General features: G+C 72.5%; 23 protein-coding genes. 19 read left to right on the forward strand and 4 right to left on the reverse strand.

Annotated features, from left to right (window positions below; genetic code table 11):
• Positions 1-20 precede the first annotated feature (20 nt).
• Positions 21-2,132, forward strand: coding sequence for a prolyl oligopeptidase family serine peptidase (locus FHX74_RS03590; protein WP_182558667.1), 2,112 nt, complete (start codon positions 21-23; stop codon positions 2,130-2,132).
• Positions 2,133-2,181: 49 nt separating this feature from the next.
• Here FHX74_RS03590 and FHX74_RS03595 read toward each other — a convergent pair whose 3' ends face one another.
• Positions 2,182-2,604 carry a VOC family protein gene (locus FHX74_RS03595; RefSeq protein ID WP_220483407.1) on the reverse strand — a complete coding sequence of 141 codons (423 nt, stop codon included), beginning with the start codon at positions 2,602-2,604 and terminating at the stop codon, positions 2,182-2,184.
• Between the two features lie 133 nt (positions 2,605-2,737).
• Between FHX74_RS03595 and FHX74_RS03600 the strand changes: the two genes are divergently transcribed.
• Entirely contained in the window at positions 2,738-3,829 is a 1,092-nt protein-coding gene (locus tag FHX74_RS03600; protein ID WP_182558668.1) for a sigma-70 family RNA polymerase sigma factor, read from the forward strand.
• A gap of 28 nt (positions 3,830-3,857) precedes the next feature.
• Here the strand turns inward: FHX74_RS03600 and FHX74_RS03605 are convergent, their stop codons facing one another.
• Positions 3,858-4,763, reverse strand: coding sequence for an ABC transporter substrate-binding protein (locus FHX74_RS03605; protein WP_182558669.1), 906 nt, complete (start codon positions 4,761-4,763; stop codon positions 3,858-3,860).
• Between the two features lie 57 nt (positions 4,764-4,820).
• Here FHX74_RS03605 and FHX74_RS03610 point away from each other — a divergent pair, with 57 nt between their 5' ends.
• The 10 genes from FHX74_RS03610 (at position 4,821) to FHX74_RS03655 (ending at position 11,488) form a co-directional block, all read left to right on the forward strand.
• Positions 4,821-5,195: a DUF1707 SHOCT-like domain-containing protein gene (locus tag FHX74_RS03610; protein ID WP_182558670.1), complete on the forward strand. Its 375-nt coding sequence runs from the start codon at positions 4,821-4,823 to the stop codon at positions 5,193-5,195.
• A 468-nt stretch (positions 5,196-5,663) separates the two neighbouring features.
• Complete coding sequence (locus FHX74_RS03615) at positions 5,664-6,545, forward strand: GTP-binding protein LepA (RefSeq protein ID WP_182558671.1); 882 nt, start codon at positions 5,664-5,666, stop codon at positions 6,543-6,545.
• 199 nt (positions 6,546-6,744) lie between these two features.
• Positions 6,745-6,966 carry a translation initiation factor IF-1 gene (gene infA, locus FHX74_RS03620; protein WP_091075514.1) on the forward strand — a complete coding sequence of 74 codons (222 nt, stop codon included), beginning with the start codon at positions 6,745-6,747 and terminating at the stop codon, positions 6,964-6,966.
• A 76-nt stretch (positions 6,967-7,042) separates the two neighbouring features.
• Complete coding sequence (rpmJ, locus tag FHX74_RS03625; protein ID WP_013862061.1) at positions 7,043-7,156, forward strand: 50S ribosomal protein L36; 114 nt, start codon at positions 7,043-7,045, stop codon at positions 7,154-7,156.
• 208 nt (positions 7,157-7,364) lie between these two features.
• Entirely contained in the window at positions 7,365-7,739 is a 375-nt protein-coding gene (rpsM, locus tag FHX74_RS03630; protein WP_182558672.1) for a 30S ribosomal protein S13, read from the forward strand.
• A gap of 44 nt (positions 7,740-7,783) precedes the next feature.
• On the forward strand, positions 7,784-8,188 hold the full coding sequence (gene rpsK, locus FHX74_RS03635; RefSeq protein ID WP_182558673.1) for a 30S ribosomal protein S11: 405 nt from the start codon (positions 7,784-7,786) through the stop codon (positions 8,186-8,188).
• A 36-nt stretch (positions 8,189-8,224) separates the two neighbouring features.
• Positions 8,225-8,830: a 30S ribosomal protein S4 gene (gene rpsD / locus FHX74_RS03640; RefSeq protein ID WP_182558674.1), complete on the forward strand. Its 606-nt coding sequence runs from the start codon at positions 8,225-8,227 to the stop codon at positions 8,828-8,830.
• 127 nt (positions 8,831-8,957) lie between these two features.
• Positions 8,958-9,983: a DNA-directed RNA polymerase subunit alpha gene (locus FHX74_RS03645; RefSeq protein ID WP_182558675.1), complete on the forward strand. Its 1,026-nt coding sequence runs from the start codon at positions 8,958-8,960 to the stop codon at positions 9,981-9,983.
• Positions 9,984-10,048: 65 nt separating this feature from the next.
• Positions 10,049-10,729, forward strand: coding sequence for a 50S ribosomal protein L17 (gene rplQ, locus FHX74_RS03650; RefSeq protein ID WP_182558676.1), 681 nt, complete (start codon positions 10,049-10,051; stop codon positions 10,727-10,729).
• A 102-nt stretch (positions 10,730-10,831) separates the two neighbouring features.
• Positions 10,832-11,488, forward strand: a complete 657-nt coding sequence (locus FHX74_RS03655; RefSeq protein ID WP_182558677.1) for an FMN-dependent NADH-azoreductase — start codon at positions 10,832-10,834, stop codon at positions 11,486-11,488.
• Positions 11,489-11,514: 26 nt separating this feature from the next.
• Here FHX74_RS03655 and FHX74_RS03660 read toward each other — a convergent pair whose 3' ends face one another.
• Entirely contained in the window at positions 11,515-11,841 is a 327-nt protein-coding gene (locus tag FHX74_RS03660; protein WP_182558678.1) for a DUF3618 domain-containing protein, read from the reverse strand.
• Between the two features lie 88 nt (positions 11,842-11,929).
• The gene (locus FHX74_RS03665) at positions 11,930-13,156 is read right to left on the reverse strand and encodes a citrate synthase (RefSeq protein WP_235970091.1); all 1,227 of its coding nucleotides are present in this window, start codon (positions 13,154-13,156) and stop codon (positions 11,930-11,932) included.
• Between the two features lie 73 nt (positions 13,157-13,229).
• On the opposite strand from FHX74_RS03665, the gene FHX74_RS03670 reads away from it, so the two are divergent.
• From FHX74_RS03670 to FHX74_RS03700, 7 genes are all read left to right on the forward strand, one after another.
• Positions 13,230-14,537, forward strand: coding sequence for a citrate synthase (locus tag FHX74_RS03670; protein WP_182558679.1), 1,308 nt, complete (start codon positions 13,230-13,232; stop codon positions 14,535-14,537).
• Positions 14,538-14,592: 55 nt separating this feature from the next.
• Positions 14,593-15,477, forward strand: coding sequence for a sugar phosphate isomerase/epimerase family protein (locus tag FHX74_RS03675; RefSeq protein ID WP_182558680.1), 885 nt, complete (start codon positions 14,593-14,595; stop codon positions 15,475-15,477).
• Positions 15,478-15,634: 157 nt separating this feature from the next.
• Positions 15,635-15,940, forward strand: coding sequence for a hypothetical protein (locus FHX74_RS03680; protein ID WP_182558681.1), 306 nt, complete (start codon positions 15,635-15,637; stop codon positions 15,938-15,940).
• 69 nt (positions 15,941-16,009) lie between these two features.
• Positions 16,010-17,587 carry an ATP-dependent DNA ligase gene (locus FHX74_RS03685; RefSeq protein WP_182558682.1) on the forward strand — a complete coding sequence of 526 codons (1,578 nt, stop codon included), beginning with the start codon at positions 16,010-16,012 and terminating at the stop codon, positions 17,585-17,587.
• A 250-nt stretch (positions 17,588-17,837) separates the two neighbouring features.
• Entirely contained in the window at positions 17,838-18,770 is a 933-nt protein-coding gene (locus FHX74_RS03690) for a carbohydrate ABC transporter permease (RefSeq protein ID WP_328823595.1), read from the forward strand.
• Positions 18,771-18,777: 7 nt separating this feature from the next.
• Complete coding sequence (locus tag FHX74_RS20925) at positions 18,778-19,683, forward strand: carbohydrate ABC transporter permease (protein ID WP_220483408.1); 906 nt, start codon at positions 18,778-18,780, stop codon at positions 19,681-19,683.
• Positions 19,680-21,077 (forward strand): ABC transporter substrate-binding protein, encoded by a 1,398-nt coding sequence (locus FHX74_RS03700; protein WP_182558683.1) that lies wholly within the window; start codon positions 19,680-19,682, stop codon positions 21,075-21,077. Before FHX74_RS20925 ends, FHX74_RS03700 begins: the two co-directional genes overlap by 4 nt.
• The last annotated feature ends 6 nt before the right edge of the window (positions 21,078-21,083 follow it).

Here is a 21,083-nt window from a genome sequence, read left to right on the forward strand (position 1 = left end):
GCGGCTCGTAGGCTGCCGACGTGCCCCTGGACTATCCCGAGACCCGTCGCGACGACCTGGTCGAGACCCTGCACGGACGCGAGATCGCCGACCCCTACCGCTGGCTCGAGGATCCTGACAGCGCCGAGACCGGGGACTGGGTGAGCCGGCAGAACGCGTTCAGCCGGGCCCGGCTCGACCGGCTGCCGGCGCGCGACTGGTTCCTCGACACGATGGCCGCGGTGATGCGCCGGCCGCGCGCGGGGGTGCCGTCCCGGCACTGCGGCCGCTACCTGGTCAGCCGCAACGACGGGCGGCAGAACCAGAACGTGGTCTACGCCGCCGACAGCCTCGAGGAGCTGCTCGCGGGCGGCCGGGTGGTGGTCGACCCGAACACGCTCTCGGCCGACGGCACCACCTCGGTGCTCGACTGGTCGGTCAGCGGTGACGGCCGGTTGCTCGCCTACGCGGTCAGCGAGGGGGGCAGCGACTGGCTCGACTTCCGGCTGCTCGACCTCGGCACCGGCGAACCGGTCGAGGACGCCCCGATCCAGACCAAGTTCTCGGTGCCCGAGTGGCTGCCCGACCACGCCTCCTACCTCTACTGCGACTTCCAGCACGAGGGCCGGGCCGCCGGCACCCAGACCGACGCGCTGGGCGGCGCCCGGCTCCGGCTGCACCGGGTCGGCACGCCGCAGAGCGACGACCCGGTGATCATGGAGTTCCCCGACGACGAACGGCTGATGTTCTGGCCGATCGTCAGCCACGACGACCGCTGGGTGGTCGTCCCGATCGTCCGCGGCACCGAGAACGTCAACCGGGTGCGGGTGTTCCCGATCACCGGCGACGACGCCGGCAGCACGCTCGGCGAGGCGCTGGACATCGTCCCGGAGGCCGTCGCGGAGTTCGGCTTCGTGCGGTCCGCCGGGTCCACGCTGATCTTCAGCACCGATCTCGACGCCGAGCGCGGCCGGGTGGTCCGCTGCGACCTCGACGCCCTCGACGGCGGCCGGGCGGTCTGGACCGAGCTGGTCGGCCAGACCGAGCTGACCGTCTCCTCGGTGCTGGCGGCCGGGGACGAGCTGATCGTGGCCGGGCTGGACGACGCCCGTCCGGTGCTGCGCCGCTACGGCCTGGACGGCGCCGACCACGGCCGGGTCGAGGTGCCCGGCGGCGCGCTGGTCGGGTTGACCGGCGAGCCGGGCGACCCGGAGTTCTTCGTCGGGATGTCCGACGTCACCGCGCCGACCACCGCCTACCGCTGCGACGCGGCCACCGGCGAGGTCCGGGCGCTGCCCGAGCTGGTCCAGGGCGGCACCGACGACGCGCCCGCGTTCGTCCCGCCGCAGGTGCGCCAGGTGCGGCGCCGCGCGCGCAGCACCGACGGCACCGAGGTGCCGTACTTCGTGATCACCCGCGCCGACCTCGACCTCGACCAGCCGCGACCGACCCTGCTCTACGGCTACGGCGGGTTCAAGATCCCGGTGCTGGCCGACTACCGGGCGGCCTGGCCGGCCTGGCTGGCGGCCGGCGGCGTGCTGGTGATCGCCAACCTGCGCGGTGGCGGCGAGTTCGGCACCCCCTGGTACGACGCGGGACGGCTGCAGCACAAGCAGAACGTCTTCGACGACTTCGCGGCGGTCGCGCGCGACCTGGCCGCGAGCCGCATCACCAGCCGCGACCAGCTGGCGGTCTACGGCGGCAGCAACGGCGGGCTGCTGGTCGGCGCGACGCTGACCCAGCACCCCGAGCTGATGGCGGCGGCGATCCCGGCGGTCGGCGTGCTCGACCTGCTGCGGTTCCACAGGTTCACCATCGGGTCGGCCTGGGTGTCGGACTACGGCGATCCCGACGACCCCGACGACTTCGCGGTCGCGCTGGCCTACTCGCCGCTGCACAACGTCCGCGACGGCGAGCACTACCCGGCGACCCTGGTGCTGACCGGCGACCACGACGACCGCGTCGTGCCGCTGCACAGCCACAAGTTCACCGCCACCCTGCAGCGGGCCCAGGCCGGGGAGGAACCGATCCTGACCCGGATCGAGACCTCGGTCGGCCACGGTGCCGGCAAGCCGACCGACAAGGCCGTCGCCGAGACCGCGGACATGCTGGCCTTCGCCGCCGCCCACACCGGACTGACCCCGCCGGCCTGACTGCCGCCCGCCTGATCCCGCCGGTCTGATTTCCGCGGGGGCGGTGCGGTCAGGGCGTCGGCAGGGCCTGGACCGGGCCACGGCCCACGTCGAGGAAGAGCGTCTCCCAGACGTGGCCGTCGGGGTCGGTGAAGCTGCGGCCGTAGAGCGGGCCAGCGTCGACCGGCTCCTTCCAGGCCCGGCCGCCGTGGGCGAGGGCGCGGTCGACCTGGGCGTCCACCTCGGCCCGGCTGTCCGCGGACAGCGAGACGATCGCGGCGGTGGCGGCGGCCGGGTCGGCGACCGGCCCGACCACGAAGTCGGCGAACCGGTCCCGGCGGAGCAGCATCAGCTTGAGCCGCGGGCCGATGCTCAGACAGGCGGCGTCGCCGTCGCACCACTCCGGACTCGGGTCGAACCCGATCGCGGCGTAGAACGCGACCGCCCGCCCGAGGTCGTGGACCGGCAGGTTGATGAACGTCATCCGGCTCATCAGCCCTCCTCGCTGGCTCGGTGCGGTCCGGCGCGGGGCTCGCCGGACAGAGGCTCCCGCGCGGTCGCGTGCCTCGTGGAGAAAGACTTCGGAAGGGGTGAAAACTCATCGCGGGTCCCGGTAGCGTCGGCCCATGACCGCGCCGACCCGCCCGGACACCCGCCACTCCGCCGACGACCTGACCGGGACCGACGGCCCCGCGACGCCCACTGCCCCGGAAGCGGACGCGGACGACAGCTTCTGGCCCCAGGTGGAGCCGCTGCGCGGTGAGCTGATCGCGCACTGCTACCGGATGCTCGGGTCCGCGGGGGACGCCGAGGACCTGGTCCAGGAGACCTACCTGCGGGCCTGGCGGGCCTACCACAACTTCGAGCACCGCTCCTCGGTGCGCACCTGGATGTACCAGATCGCCACCAACACCTGCCTGACCGCGTTGCAGAAGCGCGAGAAGCGTCCGCTCCCCACCGGGCTCGGCCAGCCCAGCGCCGACCCGCGCGGTGAGCTCGACTCGCGGCCCGAGATCAGCTGGCTCGAGCCGTTGCCGGACGCCCTGGTCTGGGGCAGGGCCACCGCCGACCCGGCCGCCGAGGCCGTGACCCGGGAGAGCATCCGGCTGGCCTTCGTCGCCGCGCTGCAGCACCTGACCGCCCAGCAGCGGGCCGTGTTGATCCTCCGCGACGTGCTCGCCTGGCACGCCTCCGAGGTCGCCGAGACGCTGGGGATCAGCGTGGCCGCCGCGAACTCGGCGCTCCAGCGGGCCCGGGCGCACCTGGCCAAGCTCGACCCGGAACAGGGTCAGCAGACCGCGGCCGCTGAGCCGAGCGATCCCCGGCAGCGGGAGCTGCTCGGGGCGTACGCGGCGGCGTTCGAGAACTACGACGTCGCCCGGATCGTCGAGCTGCTCAAGGCCGACGCGGTCTGGGAGATGCCGCCGTTCACCGGCTGGTACCAGGGCGCCGAGCAGATCGGCGCGCTGATCAGCGACAAGTGCCCGGCCGAGCGGGCCGGCGACCAGATCATGGTCCCGGTCACGGCCAACGGGCAGCCGTGCTTCGCGCTCTACATGCGCGACCCGGACGACGGGCTGCACAAGGCGTTCCAGATCCAGCAGCTGACCGTCCGGGACGGCCGGGTCGCCCACGTGACCTGCTACTTCGACACCAGCCTGTTCGAGCGGTTCGGGCTGCCGATGACGCACGTGGCGGAGACCCCGGCGCTCGCCTGATCCGGCCCGCCCGCCGGGCCCGGCCGGGTCAGGCGATCCGGCGGACCGCGGTCGGGTCCGGCTCGCCGAGTCCGGGCAGGCCCGGGTGCAGCACCCGGGCGAGGTGCTCGACCCCGTCGACCAGCCGCGGCCCCGGCCGGACCACGAAGGCGTCACCGTCGACCGCCCAGAACCGGGCCGCCGGCAGCCGCGGGGCGAGCGCGTCGACGACGACCGTGGCCTGGGCGGCGGCGCCGTCGAGGCCGAAGCCGCACGGGGACACCAGCACGACCTCGGGGGCGGCGGCGACCACGTCGTCCCAGCCGATCGGCACCGAACGGAGTCCGGGTCGGGCGGCCACCGGCAGCCCGCCGGCCGCGCTGACCTGGTCGGGGATCCAGTGCCCGGCCCCGAACGGCGGGTCCACCCACTCGACGACCGCGGTCCGCGGGCGCGGGCGGCCGGCCCTGAGCGCGGCCACCCGGTCCAGCCGGGCCCGCAGCGCGGCGACGAGGGCCCGGCCTCGGTCGGCCACCCCGGTGACGGCGGCCACCTCGGTCACCGTGTCCAGCACCTGGTCGAGGGTCATCGGGTCGAGGGTGACGACGTCGGCGCGGCAGCCCAGGTGGTCGAGGGCCTCGCGGACGTGGCCGGTGGGGACCGCGCAGACCCGGCAGAGGTCCTGAGTGAGCACCAGGTCGGGGGAGAGGTCGGCGAGCGCGTCGGTGTGCAGGGTGTAGAGGTCACCGCCCTCGGCCAGCCGGCCGCGGACCCAGCGGTCGATCTCGGCCGGGGCGAGGTGGCGGGTGTCGAGCCCGCCGACCACGATCCGCTTCTCCTGGCGGGCGCGGGCCGGTTCGTCGCACTCGAAGGTCACCGCGACCAGGTCGTCCTCGAGACCCAGCGCGTAGACGATCTCGGTGGCCGAGGGCAGCAGCGAGACGATCCGGGGCACCGCCGCAGCCTAGGCGGACCGTGCCCGCCCGGGGCCGGCCCCGCTACTGTGGCGCGGGTGAGCGACCTGCCGATCTCCTCGTCCTACCGCAGCCGGCCGGGCGACCCGGTCGACGAGGACGAGCGCAACCGGGTGGCGGCACGGCTCAACTCCGCCTTCACCGACGGCACCCTCGACCCGGACGAGTACCGCAGCCGGCTGGACCGGCTGTTCGCCGCGGGGACGCTCGGCGAGCTCGTCCCGGTGGTCGACGGGCTCCCGCCAGCGCCGACCTACGACCAGCCCGCCATCGTCGCGCAGTCGCTCTCGACCACCACCGCGCCCGGCGAGCTGACCCCGGCCCGTCACGGCACCCGGGCGGCCGCCATCGCCGTCGGCTCCGTCGCCGCGGCGGTCCTGGTCGTCGTCATCCTGCTGGTCGTCCTGCTCTGAGCGCGGTGGTTTCGCCGAGTCTCTCCCAGCCGTCAAAGGGCGCTTCGACAGGCTCAGCGCACGTGCGCGAGCGGACCGAAGAGGGCCAAATAGGCTGGCGAGTGCCCGGCCGGGGGATCGATACCGGGGCACTCGCCGCCGAGGGCAGCGATCGGCAGAGCCGACGCGCCCTCCAGGCAGCAACCCTCTGGGTGGGTGATCCGCGTGGGAAGTCGGACGACCCGAGCTGCTGCACCTACGAGAGTACCTGCTCAGCGGGGGATTTCCGCGGGGTCGCGCGCATTGGCGGGGACGCCGACGGGGCTCCGGTTCCCGTCACCGGCGGCAGCCCAATCCGGCGCCTCGGACGGCGACGAATCGAAGCCGTCAGACAGCGCTCGATGAGGCCAGGGTTGCCTTACCTAAGCTGTGGCTGACGACACATTCCGCGGGCTCGTCGGCCGGCGGTCCCGTCGATAGGATCCCGCAGTGCCCAAGCAAGTGATCACCGATCAGAAGATCGCCGACCACGTCCGGCGACTCGGCGATCTGTACCCCCCGATCGCGCTCGACTCGGTGGACCGCACGGTGAAGCGCCCGGACCTGGTCCGCGACCGGTTCGGGCACATCCTCAACTACCTCGCCCGGGTCGAGCTCGAGGTCGACCGCAACGTGCTCGAGCTGCTGGTGCTGCTCCCCGACGTCGACGAGACGAACCGGATGTTCTACGCCGACGTGTGGCAGCCGCAGGAGATCCAGCACGGGCTGATCCTCGACCGGCTCCAGCAGGACCTCGGGATGACGCAGGCGGAGCCGGTGCTCGACGTCAGCTTCAAGATCAAGGTGCTGGGGGCGCTGGCCAACCTGCGACCGATCCAGGACGTCGCCCGGCTGCTCTACTTCCTCACCGGTGCGAGCACCGAGCGGCAGGCGGTGCTGGCCTACAACGTCATCAACGACGGGATGAAGCAGCTCGGGGAGGATGCGATCTCCGAGACCGTCATCACCCCGATCAAGCAGCAGGAGCCGGGGCACTTCGCCTTCTACCAGATGTCGGCGACCGCGATGATCCAGCAGGGGCGGCTCAAGCCCTGGCAGATGTTCCTGGCCCGGGTGCTGCGGGAGAAGTCGTACAACCTGGTCGGCACCAACGCGATGCCGCAGTACAAGGCCGACATGGGCGGGGTCATCACCGGGCTCGGGCTCGACGACGACCTCGAGGGCTACGCCCGGGAGATCGGCCGGGTCGAGGCACGGCTGCTGTGGGCCAACAAGAAGGGGATGGAGGTGCCCGGCTACATCCTCCGGGCGCTGCGCGAGTCGGTCGACCTCTACCGCGAGCGCCTCGGCCGCGGCGTCGCCCCCGCCTGACCCCACCCGATCCGCACGGCAGGGTCACCCCGTCCGGTCGCACGGTCCGGGCGGGCCGTCGGGCCCGTCGCCGGCCGCGCTCGACCGCCCGCGGACGATTTGGGCGCGGGGCGGCGATGGCGTAATCTTGCATGTCGGCCATCCGAAGGGTGGTCTGTTCGCGTGTGTCGACAAACAGATCTGAGGCGAATCGGAGTTCATGGCGAAGAAGGAAGGCGCCCTCGAGCTGGAGGGCACCGTGGTCGAGGCGCTGCCCAACGCGATGTTCCGCGTCGAGCTGGCCAACGGTCACAAGGTGCTCGCCACCATCAGCGGCAAGATGCGACAGCACTACATCCGGATCCTCCCGGCTGACCGTGTCGTCGTCGAGCTCTCCGCCTACGACCTCACCCGCGGTCGGATCGTCTACCGACACAAGTGACCGGCGGCTCCGGCCACCACCACCCGTCCACAAGTCGGGCTCGCACCGAGCCCGGCGCGTCCGAAAGAGTTGCTCGATGAAGGTCCAGCCGAGCGTCAAGCGGATCTGCGACAAGTGCAAGGTCATCCGCCGGCACGGTCGCGTGATGGTGATCTGCGAGAACCCGCGCCACAAGCAGCGTCAGGGCTGAGCGAAGCCGCTCCCGCCCGTCGTCCCGAGGGACCGACGCCCCACAACTGAACACCACACACAGTGTGTCGGCACCACCGCCCGGTCCCTGACCGGTCCGGTGTCCACCCCCGGGCGAAGGCCGGGGCCCCGGGTGAGATCGGGGACGCCACACGCCCCACACCTTCGCGGCCCGACCGGGTCGACAACCAGCAAAGGACAACCTCACGATGGCACGTCTCATCGGGGTCGACCTGCCGCGCGACAAGCGGCTCGAGGTCGCCCTCACCTACATCTTCGGCGTGGGCCGCACCCGCGCCCTGGAGACTCTCGAGGCCACCCAGATCAGCGGGGACGTCCGCGTCCACCAGCTGACCGAGGACCAGCTCGTCGCGCTCCGCGACTGGATCGAGGCCAACTACCAGACCGAGGGCGACCTGCGTCGCGAGGTCGCGGCCGACATCCGGCGGAAGGTCGAGATCGGCTCCTACCAGGGCCGCCGGCACCGCAGCGGTCTGCCCGTCCGTGGTCAGCGCACCCGGACGAACGCGCGCAGCCGCAAGGGTGCCCGCAAGCCCGTGGCCGGCAAGAAGAAGGCCCGCTGACGCGGTCCGCCTGATCCTCGAAGACTCCAGGAGAGAAGAAACTCATGGCCCAAGCAGGACGTGGCGCCGCCGCCAAGAAGGTGCGCCGCAAGGAGAAGAAGAACGTGGTGGCCGGCCAGGCCCACATCAAGAGCACGTTCAACAACACCGTCATCTCGATCACCGACCCGTCGGGTGCGGTCATCGCGTGGGCGTCGGCCGGCACCGTCGGCTTCAAGGGCTCGCGCAAGTCGACCCCGTACGCCGCGCAGATGGCCGCCGAGGCCGCCGGGCGCCGCGCCATGGAGCACGGCATGAAGCGGGTCGACGTGTTCGTCAAGGGTCCCGGCTCCGGCCGCGAGACCGCGATCCGTTCGCTGGGGGCCATCGGGCTCGAGGTCGGGGCGATCTCCGACGTCACCCCGGTGCCGCACAACGGCTGCCGCCCGCCCAAGCGCCGTCGCGTCTGACGCCCGCACCCGAGATCGATTGAGGAAGACAGAGAAATGGCTCGCTACACCGGTCCCATGACCAAGAAGTCGCGCCGGCTCGGGACGGACCTGGTCGGCAACGACAAGGCCTTCGAGCGGCGTCCCTACCCGCCCGGCATGCACGGGCGCGGCCGCACCAAGGACTCGGAGTACTCGCTCCAGCTCCGCGAGAAGCAGAAGGCGCGCTACGCCTACGGCGTGCTCGAGAAGCAGCTCCGCCGCTACTACGAGGAAGCGCACCGGGTCACCGGCAAGACCGGCGACATCCTGCTGCAGATCCTCGAGTCCCGGCTCGACAACGTGGTCTACCGCGCCGGCTTCGCCCGGACCCGTCGGCAGGCCCGCCAGCTCGTCGGTCACGAGCACTTCCTGGTCAACGGGAAGAAGGTCAACATCCCGTCCTACCGGGTCAGCCCGCACGACGTGATCGAGATCCGCGAGAAGTCGAAGAACCTCACCCCGATGGTCGTCGCCCGTGAGACCCACGGCGAGCGCGACGTCCCGGGCTGGCTCGACGCGCTGCCCGAGCAGGGCCGGATCCTCGTGCACAGCCTGCCGAGCCGCGAGCAGATCGTGGTCGACGTGGCCGAGCAGCTGATCGTCGAGTACTACTCGAAGTAATCGTCACCGTCCGGCTCCCCTGACCGACCGCGAGGTCGGCGGGGGAGTCGTCGTCAGGCAACCCGGACCGCCGGATGCGGCCCGGGTCCGCGTCGTCAAATAGCGGTCGACGCGGGGAAGGAACGTCATGCTCATCGCACAACGCCCCACGCTCAGCGAAGAGGTCGTCACCGACCACCGGTCGCGGTTCACCATCGAGCCGCTCGAGCCGGGCTTCGGCTACACCCTCGGCAACTCGCTGCGGCGCACGCTGCTGTCCTCGATCCCGGGGGCGGCCGTGACCAGCATCAAGATCGACGGCAACCTGCACGAGTTCTCGACCATCGAGGGCGTCGTGGAGGACGTCACCGAGGTCATCCTCAACCTCAAGGGCCTCGTCGTCTCCTCCGAGGAGGACGAGCCGGTGGTGATGTACCTGCGCAAGGCCGGCCCCGGTGCCGTGACCGCCGCCGACATCGCCCCGCCCGCCGGGGTCGAGGTGCACAACCCCGACCTGCACATCGCCACCCTGAACGAGAACGGGCGGCTGGAGATGGAGCTGGTCGTCGAGCGCGGCCGCGGCTACGTCTCGTCGGTGCAGAACAAGGCCCCGGACGCCGAGATCGGCCGGATCCCGGTCGACTCGATCTACTCGCCGGTGCTCAAGGTCACCTACAAGGTCGAGGCCACCCGCGTCGAGCAGCGGACCGACTTCGACCGGCTGATCCTCGACGTCGAGACCAAGCAGGCCATGCGCCCGCGCGACGCCGTCGCCTCCGCCGGCCGCACCCTGGTCGAGCTGTTCGGCCTGGCCCGCGAGCTCAACGTCGAGGCCGAGGGCATCGAGATCGGCCCGTCGCCGATCGACGAGCAGTTGGCCGCCGACCTGGCCCTGCCGGTGGAGGACCTCAACCTCACCGTCCGGTCCTACAACTGCCTCAAGCGTGAGGGCATCCACACGGTCAGCGAGCTGGTCAGCCGCAGCGAGCAGGACCTGCTGGACATCCGCAACTTCGGTTCCAAGTCGATCGACGAGGTCAAGCTGAAGCTGCACGAGATGGGTCTCTCGCTCAAGGACAGCGCCCCCGGCTTCGACCCGCTGACCGCCATCGGGCGGTACGACGACGAGGTCGAGGACGAGGACGTCGACTACGCCGAGACCGAGCAGTACTGAGCAACGACCCCCGGGCTGCGGCGGCACCTCGCTGACCTGAGTCCGGCCGATCTGGAGAAGAAGAGATGCCTACACCCACCAAGGGTCCGCGGCTCGGCGGGAGCCCGTCGCACGAGCGGATCATCCTGGCCAACCTGGCCAGCCAGCTGTTCGAGCACGGCAAGATCACGACCACCGAGGCCAAGGCCAAGCGGCTGCGTCCGGTGGCCGAGAAGCTGATCACCAAGGCCAAGCGCGGCGACCTGCACGCCCGCCGCCAGGTGATGTCGACGATCCGCGACAAGAGCGTCGTGCACGTGCTCTTCACCGAGATCGCCCCGACCTTCGCCGAGCGCGAGGGCGGTTACCTGCGGATCACCCGGATCGGTCACCGCAAGGGCGACAACGCCCCGCTGGCGCAGATCGAGCTGGTGACCGAGTCGGTGGCCGACTCCAAGAAGGCCAACGCCGCCCCGGCCAACGGTGCGGCCAAGACCGCGGCCAAGAAGGCCCCAGCCAAGAAGGCGGCAGCCGCCCCGGCGACCGAGACCGCCGAGAACGAGGCCGCCGAGAACGAGACCGCCGAGCAGAGCCCGGCGGCCGAGGCGGCGGCGACCGAGGAGGAGACCACCGAGGCCCGGACCACCGAGGCCGACGTGGCGAGTGCCGAGGGCGTCAGCACCTCGACCGAGGCCGACGAGGCCGACGTCGTCGAGCAGCAGACCGCGGTCCCGACCACCGAGGCCGACGAGGCCCCGAAGGCCTGAACAGCGTCACCGTCGAGACGGCGGGCACCCGACCGGGTGCCCGCCGTCTCGTGCGTCCGGAGCACCTCGGGCGCTCCGGCCCGGCTGGATAGGTTGTCCCTCGTGCCCACTCTGCTGCAGCTGGACTCCTCGGCCGACCTGACCGCCTCGCGGTCCCGCGCCCTCACCGCCGCCTTCGCCGAGGCGTGGCGAGCCGCCGGCCCGGACCACACGGTGGTGGTCCGGGACCTGCACACCCAACCCCTGCCGCACCTGGCCGACTCCGAGCAGCACTACGCCGCCGACCTGCGCCGGCCCGGGTCGGCCGTGCCGCCGCAGGCGGACGCCCTCCAGCGGCAGGTGCTCGACGAGCTGCTGGCCGCGGACGCCCTGGTGGTCGGGGTGCCGACCTACAACTACTCGATGCCCTCGACGCTCAAGGCCTGGGTCGACTGCATCCACGTCCCCGGGGTCACCGTGAGCTTCGACGGCACCCTGCACCCGATGGCCGGACGCCCGGCGGTGCTGATCAGCACCGCGGGCGGCACCTACGACGCGGGGACGCCGACCGAGGACTGGAACCACGCGATCCCGCCGTTGCAGATCATCCTCGGCGACGCCCTCGGGATGGACGTGAGTGTGATCCGCTGCACGCGCACGCTGGCCGACCGGGTGCCGGGGCTGGCACCGGAGGTCGACCGGGCGGCTGCGGAGTTCGAGACCGCCCGTCAGGAGGCCGTGGCCATCGCCCAGCGGCTCGCCGGCGTCGTCACCGGTTAGGCGTCACCGGCGGACGGCGCGCGCGCTCAGCGGCGCCGGAGCCGGCGGAACAGCACCAGCGCGACCACCGGCGCCGCGACCAGCACCGCGACCAGCGCGGGGGAGAGCTCCCCGGCGCGCGAACGCAAGTGGCTCGCCTGGGCCGCGGCCAGGTCGCGGGCCTCGGCGGCCTTGATCTTCGCCTCGGCGGCCGCGTGCTCGGCCTTCATCGCGGCGTCGTCGACCAGGTGCCCGGCCTGACCCTTGAGGTCGGCCTTGTCGGCCAGCGCACCGATCGAGTCGGCGAGGTGCTCGCGGGTGCTCTCCATCCTCGCCTCGAGACGATCGGCGTTCCTCTTGGCCTCGGCGCTCATGGTGCGGACTCCTCGGGTTCGGCGAAACGTCCCTCCACCGTAGCGGCAGCCGCGGCCGCCGGCCCCGCTCGGGGCCGGTCCGGCCGGCTCAGCGCTCGGGCACCGGCTGCGGGGCGGGCGGGCCGACGTAGCGCGAGGACGGACGGATGATCTTGCCCGCGGCGGCCTGCTCGAGGACGTGGGCGGTCCAGCCGACCACCCGGGCGACCGCGAACGTGGGGGTGAACGCCTCCCGCGGGAGACCGCAGAACTCCATCACCAGCCCGGCGTAGAACTCGACGTTGGTCCGCAGCCCGCGGCCGGGCTTGACCTCCTCGAGCACCCGGAGCACGCCCTCCTCGACCGCGGTGGCCAGCGCGTACCGCGGGCCGCCGAACCCGGCTGCGAGGTCACGGAGCAGGGTCGAGCGCGGGTCGTCGGTGCGGTAGACCGGGTGGCCGAACCCCATCATCCGGCGTCCGGCCGCGAGCTGCTCGCGCACCCAGGGCTCGATCCGGTCGACGGTGCCGATCGCGTCGACGGTGTCGAGCGCCCGGCTCGGCGCCCCGCCGTGCAGCGGCCCGCTGAGCGAGGCGAGGCCTCCGACCACCGCGGCCGCGAGGTCCGCTCCGGTCGAGGCGACCACCCGGGCGGTGAAGGTGGAGGCGTTGAACCCGTGGTCGATCGTGCTGATCAGGTAGCTCTGCACCGCGGCCCGGGCGCGTTCGTCGGGGACCAGCCCGGTGACCAGGTACAGCCAGTTCGCGGTGTGGTCGAGGTCGTCGCGGGGTTCGAGCGGAGGCTCGCCGCGGCCCAGCCGGAGCAGGGCGGCGAGCAGGGTCGGCACCAGCGCGGCCACCCGGATCGCGTGCTCACGGCGCTGGCCGTCGTCGACGTCGTAGAGCGGGCCGATGCCGAGCTCACCGGCCGCCAGGGTCAGCGCGGCGCGCAGCCCGGCCAGCGGGTCGGTGCGGCCGGTGGAGGCGCAGGCGGCGATGGCCGGGAGGGCGGCCGCCGTCCGGGGCGGGATCGCGCGCGCGGCTCGCACCCGCGCGGCGAAGGCCCGGCCGGCCGCCGCGTCCGGCAGCTCGCCCAGCACCAGCAGGTGCCAGACGTCCTCGAAGCTCCGGCGGGTGGCCAGCTCGACCGCGGAGTACTGCCGGTAGTGGTAGAAGCCCTCGAGTCCGCGGACCTCGCCGATGCGGGTGTCGGCGGCCACCACGCCGGCCAGGCCGGGTGGCACCTCGATCAGTCGCTCGGTCATCCGGTCGGTCCCGGTCGGTGCGGGCTGGGTGGGGCCCGGCCGGCTCGGTCCGGGTGGGGTGGATGTGCTCATGATGTCAGGTTGCGAGTGGACCGCTCGCAGCGTCAACATTGATCACGTCAACGTCGGTCGGTCGAGGAGGGTGATGTCGGACACCAGCGGGACACTGCCCCGGCTGACCGCCGCGGAGACCGCCGCCCGGCTCGGCGTCAAACCCGAGACGCTCTACGCCTACGTGTCCCGCGGGCTGCTGACCCGCGTCCGCGACCGCCGCGGGTCGACCTTCGACCCGCTCGAGGTCGAGACGTTTGCCGCCCGGCGTCGCAGTGCCCCGGCCGACCGGTCCGGGCGGCCGACCGGGGCACCGCTGGGGACGATCGAGGTCGATCTCGCGCTGATCGAGGACGACGAGCTCTACTACCGCGGGCGGCGGGCCGCCGAGCTCGCCGACCAGGGCTTCGAGCGGGTCTGCCGGTGGGTGTGGGCCGCCGCGTCCGGCGGCGGAGGGGCCGACGAGCCGCGCGACGAGCCAGCGGACGGGGAACCGGTGGACGGTGGGCCGGTGGACGGGGGGCGGGCCGGCGAGGAGCTCACGCCCTTCGTCGCCGGCCCGCTGCCGCCGCTGCCGCCGCCCTCCGTCGTCCCGGGGGCGCTGGACCGGATCCACCTCCAAGTGGTCGGGGCCGGTGCGGCCGACCCGCTGCGCAACGACCTCGCCCCGGTCGGCGTGGTGCGGCGGGCCGGCCCGCTGCTGGCCGCGGAGGTCGAGGCGCTGCCGCTGCGCGGCTCCGAGCCCGCTCCGGGCGCCTCGATGGCGGCCCGGCTCTGGCCGCGGCTGACCGAGCAGGCCCCCGCCGAGGACGCGGTGGCGCTGCTCGACGCCGCGCTGGTGCTGCTGCTCGACCACGACCTCGCCGCCAGCACCCTTGCCGTGCGGGTCGCCGCCTCGGCGCGGGCGCACCCCTACGCCGCCGTGGCCGCCGGGCTCGGGGCCCTCGACTCCGCGCTGCACGGGGACGCCAGCCGGACCGCGTACGCCGTGCTGGCCCGGGTGGTCGCCGGGGAGCCGGCGCCCCGGGTGCTCGCCGAGACCGTCCGGGCCGGCGGGCTGGCCGGGTTCGGGCACCGGATCTACCGGCGCCGCGACCCGCGGGCCGAGGACCTGCTGACCCGGCTCGAGCGGCTGGCCGAGGCCGACCCGGGCTCGACGGTGGCGGCCGCGGTGGCCGGCTACCGCGCGCTCGCCGCGGCGGTCGGCCGCGCCGACCCCCGCTGGTTCCCCAACGTCGACCTGGCCCTGGCCGCCCTCGCCCTGGCCTTCGGGATGGCGCCCGACGCGGGCACCGCGGTGTTCGCGATCGGCCGGACCGCCGGGTGGCTGGCGCACGCCCTCGCTGAGTACCGTGAGCCACCGCTGCGGCTCCGGCCGGTGGGCCGGTACCGCGGGCCCTGAACCCGACCGCACGACAGGCTTGCTCAGCAGAACGACCGAACAGGCGAGGGGACCGATGGCCGACCTGGGGGTGATGACCACCGAGTTCGCCGGTGACCTGGAGACCGTCCTGGACGCGGTCGTCGCGCACGGCTTCACCAACGTCCAGCTCCAGCTGGGCAGCACCGCGCCCGACGTGCCCGTCCGCGACGCACTGCTCCGGGGTCTCGAGGTGCTCGGCGGGCGAATCGGGGCCGACACCGCCCACCGCGTCCGCGCAGCCACCGCCGCGCGGGGGTTGCGGGTCGCGGCGGTCGACGGCACCTACAACATGGCCCATCCCGATCCGGCCAGCCGGGAGGCCAACCTGGAGCGGTTGCTCGCCCTGATCGCGCACGCGCAGGCGTTCGGCACCGACCTGGTCACGCTGTGCACCGGCACCCGGGCCGAGCTGATGTGGACCCACCACGAGGACAACCGCAGCCCGGCCGCCTGGGACGACGTCGTCGGCCAGCTCCGCCGGGCGGCTCCGGCCGCCGAGGCGGCCGGCGTCCGGCTGGCCTTCGAGCCCGAGCACAACAACGTCGTCGACACCGCAGCTCGGGCCGAGGCGCTGATCGAGCAGGTCGGCAGCCCGGCGCTCGGGGTGGTGATGGACCCGGCGAACCTGTTCCACCGCGGCGACCTGGCCCGGCAGCGCGACCATCTCGCCGAGGCGTTCGCCCGGCTCGGCCCGTACGTGCTGCTGGCCCACGCCAAGGACCTCGACCACGACGGTGACGCGGGCGGCCGTGCGGCCGGGTGCGGCCATCTCGACTACGACGCGGTGCTCGCCGAGCTGGCCGCCGCCGGCTTCGACGGGACGATCGTGCTGCACCAGCTCGCGGAGCTGGCACCGGACCGGATCGGCGAGGCCGTCGACCACGTCCGCCGGCACGCCCCGGAGGGCTATCTGCGCTAGGGCCGCCCTTCGACAGGCTCAGGGCACCGGGGTGGGTGTGGGGGCTCAGGGCACCGGGGTGGGTGTGGGGCTCAGGGCGTGGGGGTGCGGGGCGCCCGGGGCTCCGGAGGGGTCGGTGCCTGCGACCGTGGTGGCACCCGGCGCGCGACGAGGGTCGGTGTCGGGGAGCGGGGTCCGCGTGGTCGACTGGACGCCGGTGCGGAGCGCACCGACTCCCGACGAGAACGGATGGATCACCGTGGACGACCGGGCCCGCGAGTACGCGACGGCACTGGACGAGCTGGACCGCCTGCGAGCCGACGGACGGCTCGGCCAGGGGGAGTGGGAGCTCCGGCGGCACGAGCTGCTGGCCGAGGCGACCGCCCCCACCGCCGGGGCGGCGGTCGGCCGGCTCTGGCTGTACCTGCTGGGCGCGGTGATCGTCGTCCTGGTGGTGCTGCTGATCCTGGCGCTGGTGCTCTGAGCCAGGCCCGCCGGCCGGGGCGTCTGGCTCGGTCGGTGCACTGTCCGACCCGGCGGCCAGAATGAGTCCGTGCTGTTCGGACGACTGGCGGAGACCTGGCGGGCGCTGGCGGGCACCCGCTCGCGCAACGCCAAGCGCGACATCCTGGCCGCGCTGCTCCGCGAGCCGCTGACCGGTCCGGACGAGCTCGAGATCGTGGTCAGCTACCTGTCCGGGGCGCTCCGGCAGCGGCGCACCGGCGTCGGCTACCGCGCGCTGGCCGACCCGCCGCCGCCGGCCGCCGACCCGACGCTGACCGTGGTCGAGGTCGACGCCGCCTTCGCCGAGATGGCCGGGCTCTCCGGCCCCGGGTCGGCCGGTGCCCGCGCCGACCGGGTGCGCGCGCTGTTCTCCCGGGCCACCGAGCCCGAGCAGGCACTGCTCCGCGGGCTGGTGTCCGGTGAGGTCCGGCAGGGTGCGCTCGAGGCGGCCGTCCAGGACGGTCTGGCCGCCGCCCACGACGTGCCGGTGGCCGCGGTCCGCCGGGCGGCGATGCTGCTGGGCTCGACGCCGGAGGCGGCCACCGTGCTGGTTCGCGACGGCGAGGCCGGTCTGGCCGCGGTCAGCCTGACGGTCGGCATCCCGGTCCAGCCGATGCTCGCGGCCAGCGCGCCCGACGTGGCCGAGGGGCTGGTCAAGGCCGGCGGGAAGCAGACCTCCGCGCCGGTGGCCGTGGACAGCAAGCTCGACGGCATCCGGGTCCAGGTGCACAAGGACGGCGAGGACGTCCGGGTCTTCACCCGCAGTCTCGACGAGATCACCGCCCGGCTGCCCGGCGTCGTGGCGGCGGTCGCCGCGATGGCGCCGCGCCGGCTGGTGCTCGACGGCGAGGCGCTGGCGCTGCGTCCCGACGGCCGGCCGGAGGCGTTCCAGGTCTCCGCCTCGCGCTCGGCGACGCACGCGCGCACGGAACCCGGGGCCGCCGAGCGGCCGGCCGAAGGCGTGGCGTCCGGGCTCCGGGCGTACTTCTTCGACCTGCTGCGGGTGGACGACCGCGATCTGCTCGACGAGCCGCTGTCGGCCCGCCTCGACGCGCTGGCCGCGGTGGTGCCGGCCGACCAGGTGGTTCCGCGGCTGCTGACCGCCGACCCGGGGGCGGCGCAGGAGGCCTTCGAGCAGGCGGTGGCCGCCGGGTTCGAGGGCGTGGTGATCAAGAACCTGGACGCGCCCTACGCCGCGGGCCGGCGGGACTCGGCGTGGGTCAAGGTCAAGCCGCGGCACACCTTCGACCTGGTGGTCACCGCGGTCGAGTGGGGCCACGGGCGTCGCGAGGGCCTGCTCTCCAACCTGCACCTGGCCGCGCGCGACCCGGCGACCGGCGGGCTGGTCATGCTCGGCAAGACCTTCAAGGGCATGACCGACGAGATGCTGGCCTGGCAGACCGAGCACTTCCTCGCCCGCGAGACCCGGCGGACGTCGTGGACGGTGCACGTCGAGCCGACCACGGTGGTCGAGATCGCCTGCGACGGGCTGCAGCGGTCCACCCGCTACCCGGGCGGCGTCGCGCTCCGGTTCGCCCGGGTGCTCCGCTACCGGACCGACAAGAGTGCCGACGAGGCCGACACGCTCGAGACCGTCCGCGCGCTGGCGCCGGTGATCGAGGGCTGATCCGCCCCGACCACCACCCGGCGAGGGGCCGAAAGCACGTCCACAGGCGGCAGGTTTAGCGTGACCCACGGCAGACGGTAAGCGCTGCCACGGGGACGATGCCGACCCAGGAGGTCCGGATGACCACACCCCTCACGACCGGAGGACCCGGTCACCGTCCGATGCCCCGCCGGGTGCCCGCCGGACCCCCGGCGCCGAACAGATCCCTCGCCCCGACGCCGGTCCCGACCCCGGCCTCGGGGAGCGCTCGGTGACCGCGGCCGCGATCGGGACGGAGGCCGCCGCCACCACGACGCGCACCGGCAAGCCCACCGGTCGGGACATCCGCACCGCGCTCGGCTTCCTGGCTCCCAGCCTGATCGGCGTGATCGCCTTCCTGCTGGTCCCGGTGGTCGTGGTGATCGTGCTGAGCTTCGTCAAGTGGGACCTGCTGACCCCGCCGTCCTTCGTCGGGGTGTCCAACTACATCGACATCTTCCGCTACGACGCGGTCGGCCACTCGCTGCTGGTCACCGCCTACTACGTGCTGCTCAACATCCCTGCCCAGACGGTGATCGCGCTGGGCCTGGCGGTGCTGCTCAACCGCAAGCTGCCCGGGACCTCGTTCGTCCGGGTGCTGTGCGTGCTGCCCTACCTGGCCACGCCGGTGGCGATGGCCGTGGTCTGGAACTGGTTCTTCGACCCCAGCACCGGCGTGATCAACACCCTGCTCGGGTTCGTCGGGATCGCCGGTCCGAGCTGGCTCTCCTCGCAGGTCTGGGCGATGCCGGTGGTCGCCTTCGCCAACATCTGGCAGTACGTCGGCTACAACATGTTGTTCTTCCTGGCCGGTCTGCAGTCCATCCCGGCCTCGATGTACGAGGCGGCCGCCATCGACGGCGCCTCCCGGATCAAGCAGTTCTTCTCGATCACCCTGCCGCTGCTCCGTCCGACCATGCTGTTCGTGCTGGTCACCGGGGTGATCGGCTCGTTCCAGGTCTTCGACACGGTCTACGTGCTGACCAACGGCGGGCCGGGCGACGCCACCGAGGTGATGAACTCGCTGATCTACAAGTCCGCCTTCGTGGGCTTCCGCATCGGTGACGCGGCCGCGATGAGCGTCGTGCTGTTCGTGGTGATCCTGGTGGTGACCATCGTCCAGTTCGGCTACTTCCGCAACCGCACGACCTACGAGATGAACTGAGCGCGCCGTGACCGCCACTTCCGCCCCGACCCTCGCCGCCGCGCCGCGCGCGACCGCCGACGTCCCGCACCGGCCGACCAGGATCACCCCCGGCCGGGTGGTCCGGCTGGTGATCTTCTACCTGCTGCTGCTGATCATCGCGCTGGTCTTCCTGACCCCGTACCTGTTCAGCCTCAACGCCTCGTTCAAGCCGCTGGCCGCGATCCTCTCCGACCACGCCTGGACCCCGGCCACCTCGCTGTCGCTGACCAACTTCAAGGAGGTGCTGACCTCCAACGGGTTCGCCACCTACCTGGGCAACACGGTGCTGATCACGGTGATCATCACCGTGGGCCAGGTGCTGTTCTCGCTGATGGGCGCCTACGCGTTCGCGCGGCTGCGGTTTCCCGGCCGGGACGCGCTCTTCTGGCTCTACCTCAGCATGCTGATGGTGCCCAACGTGGTGACCATGATCCCGCTGTACGTCCTGATGGACGGTGCGCACCTGCTCAACACCTACTGGGCGCTGTTCCTGCCGTACACCCTGGGCACGCCCTACGCGGTCTTCCTGATGCGGCAGTACTTCCTCACCCTGCCCTCGGAGATCCTCGAGGCGGCCCGGCTGGACGGCTGCTCCGAGGCCCGGATCCTGTTCCGGATCCTGATCCCGCTGGCCCGGCCGATCATCACCACGGCGGCGATCATCGCCTTCGTGTTCAGCTGGAACAACTTCCTCTGGCCGTTGATCGCCACCAACTCCAGCGACCTGCAGGTGGTGACCGTCGGTCTGGCCAACCTGCAGTCCAACTTCGGCACCCAGTGGAACCTCGTGCTGGCCGGATCCATCCTGGTGCTCATTCCCCTGGTGGTGCTCTTCGTGATCTTCCAGAAGCAGATCGTCAACTCGATCTCCCTGACCGGGACGAACCGGTGACCCGGCGTCCGGTCTCGATGACCCGTCGCCAGCTGCTGGCGGCGCTCGGGACGGCTGCCGGTGCGGTGGCCGGCAGCGCCGCGCTCGGTGGGTGCAGCAACGCGGCGGCCCGCTGGGGCTTCTCGGGCAACCCCGACAGCGCCAAGGCCAACCTGACCTACGCCCTGTGGGACACCTACCAGCAGGAGGGGTACCAGAAGTCGATCGACCAGTTCACCGCGAAGCACCCCGACATCAGCGTCACCATCCAGCAGATCCCGTACGGCAACTACGCGCCCAAGATCACCGCCTCGTTCATCTCGGGCAACGCGCCGGACCTGTTCTGGGTGAACACGCCGTTCCTGGCCGACTGGATCCGGCAGGGGATCATCGCCGACGTCACCGACCGGGTGCGCGCCGCGAACATCGACACCTCGGTCTACGTCGAGGGGCTGGTCGAGCTGCACGAGCGCGAGGGCAAGCTCTACGGGCTGCCCAAGGACTGGGACACGATCTGCTTCTACTACAACAAGTCCTACTTCCAGAAGCTCGGCGTCAGCGCCCCGACCGAGCAGCTGGAGTGGAACCCGGACGACGGCGGGACGTTCCTGAAGTTCCTCCGCACGATCACCAGCGACAGCAAGGGCAAGACCGCCGACCAGCCGGGCTTCGACCCGGGCGACATCGTCACCTACGCGGTCGGGAACACCAACGACCCGCAGTCGGGCTACGGCAGCTACCTGCCGATGAACGGCGGTGCCTTCATCGCCGAGCCGTACGCCGCCCGGACGGTGCTCGACACCGCTCCGAACCGGGAGACGATCAGCTTCCTGTCGCAGATGCTGGTCGACGAGCACGTCCAGATCCCCTACGGCGAGCTCGGCCCGAACGCCGACGGCTCGTCGGCGCTCACCCTGTTCGCTCAGGGCCGGCTGGCGCTGTTCCAGGCCGGGGACTGGAACACCTCCTCGATCAGCGAGCTGACCTCGAACTTCGAGGTCGGCACCTTCCTGCTGCCGCGCGGACCGCAGGGCGGGTGGACGGTGTTCAACGGGCTCACCGACGGCACCTCGACGGCCACCGAGCACCCGGAGCAGACCTGGCTGCTGGCCGAGTGGCTGGGCGGCGCGGACAGCCAGCGGATCATGGGCTCGGGCGGCTACATCTGGCCGGCGATCGAGTCGCTCGACCCGCTCTACGCCGAGCACTGGAAGAAGAACAAGGTCGACGTCTCGGCGTTCCTCACCGCCGCCCAGGGCAAGAAGTCGCTCTACCCGGTGGCGGTGGGGATGGCCGAGGCGGTCTCGGACGTCCAGACCGCGCTGGCGCCGACGTTCTTCGGGACGGCCTCGGCGGCGACCGGTCTGGCCAAGGCGCAGCAGGTGGCCGACTACCGGATCTCGTCGGGGGCCTGAGCCGGC

The organism is Microlunatus kandeliicorticis (assembly GCF_014137855.1).
Lineage (GTDB): Bacteria > Actinomycetota > Actinomycetes > Propionibacteriales > Propionibacteriaceae > Microlunatus > Microlunatus kandeliicorticis.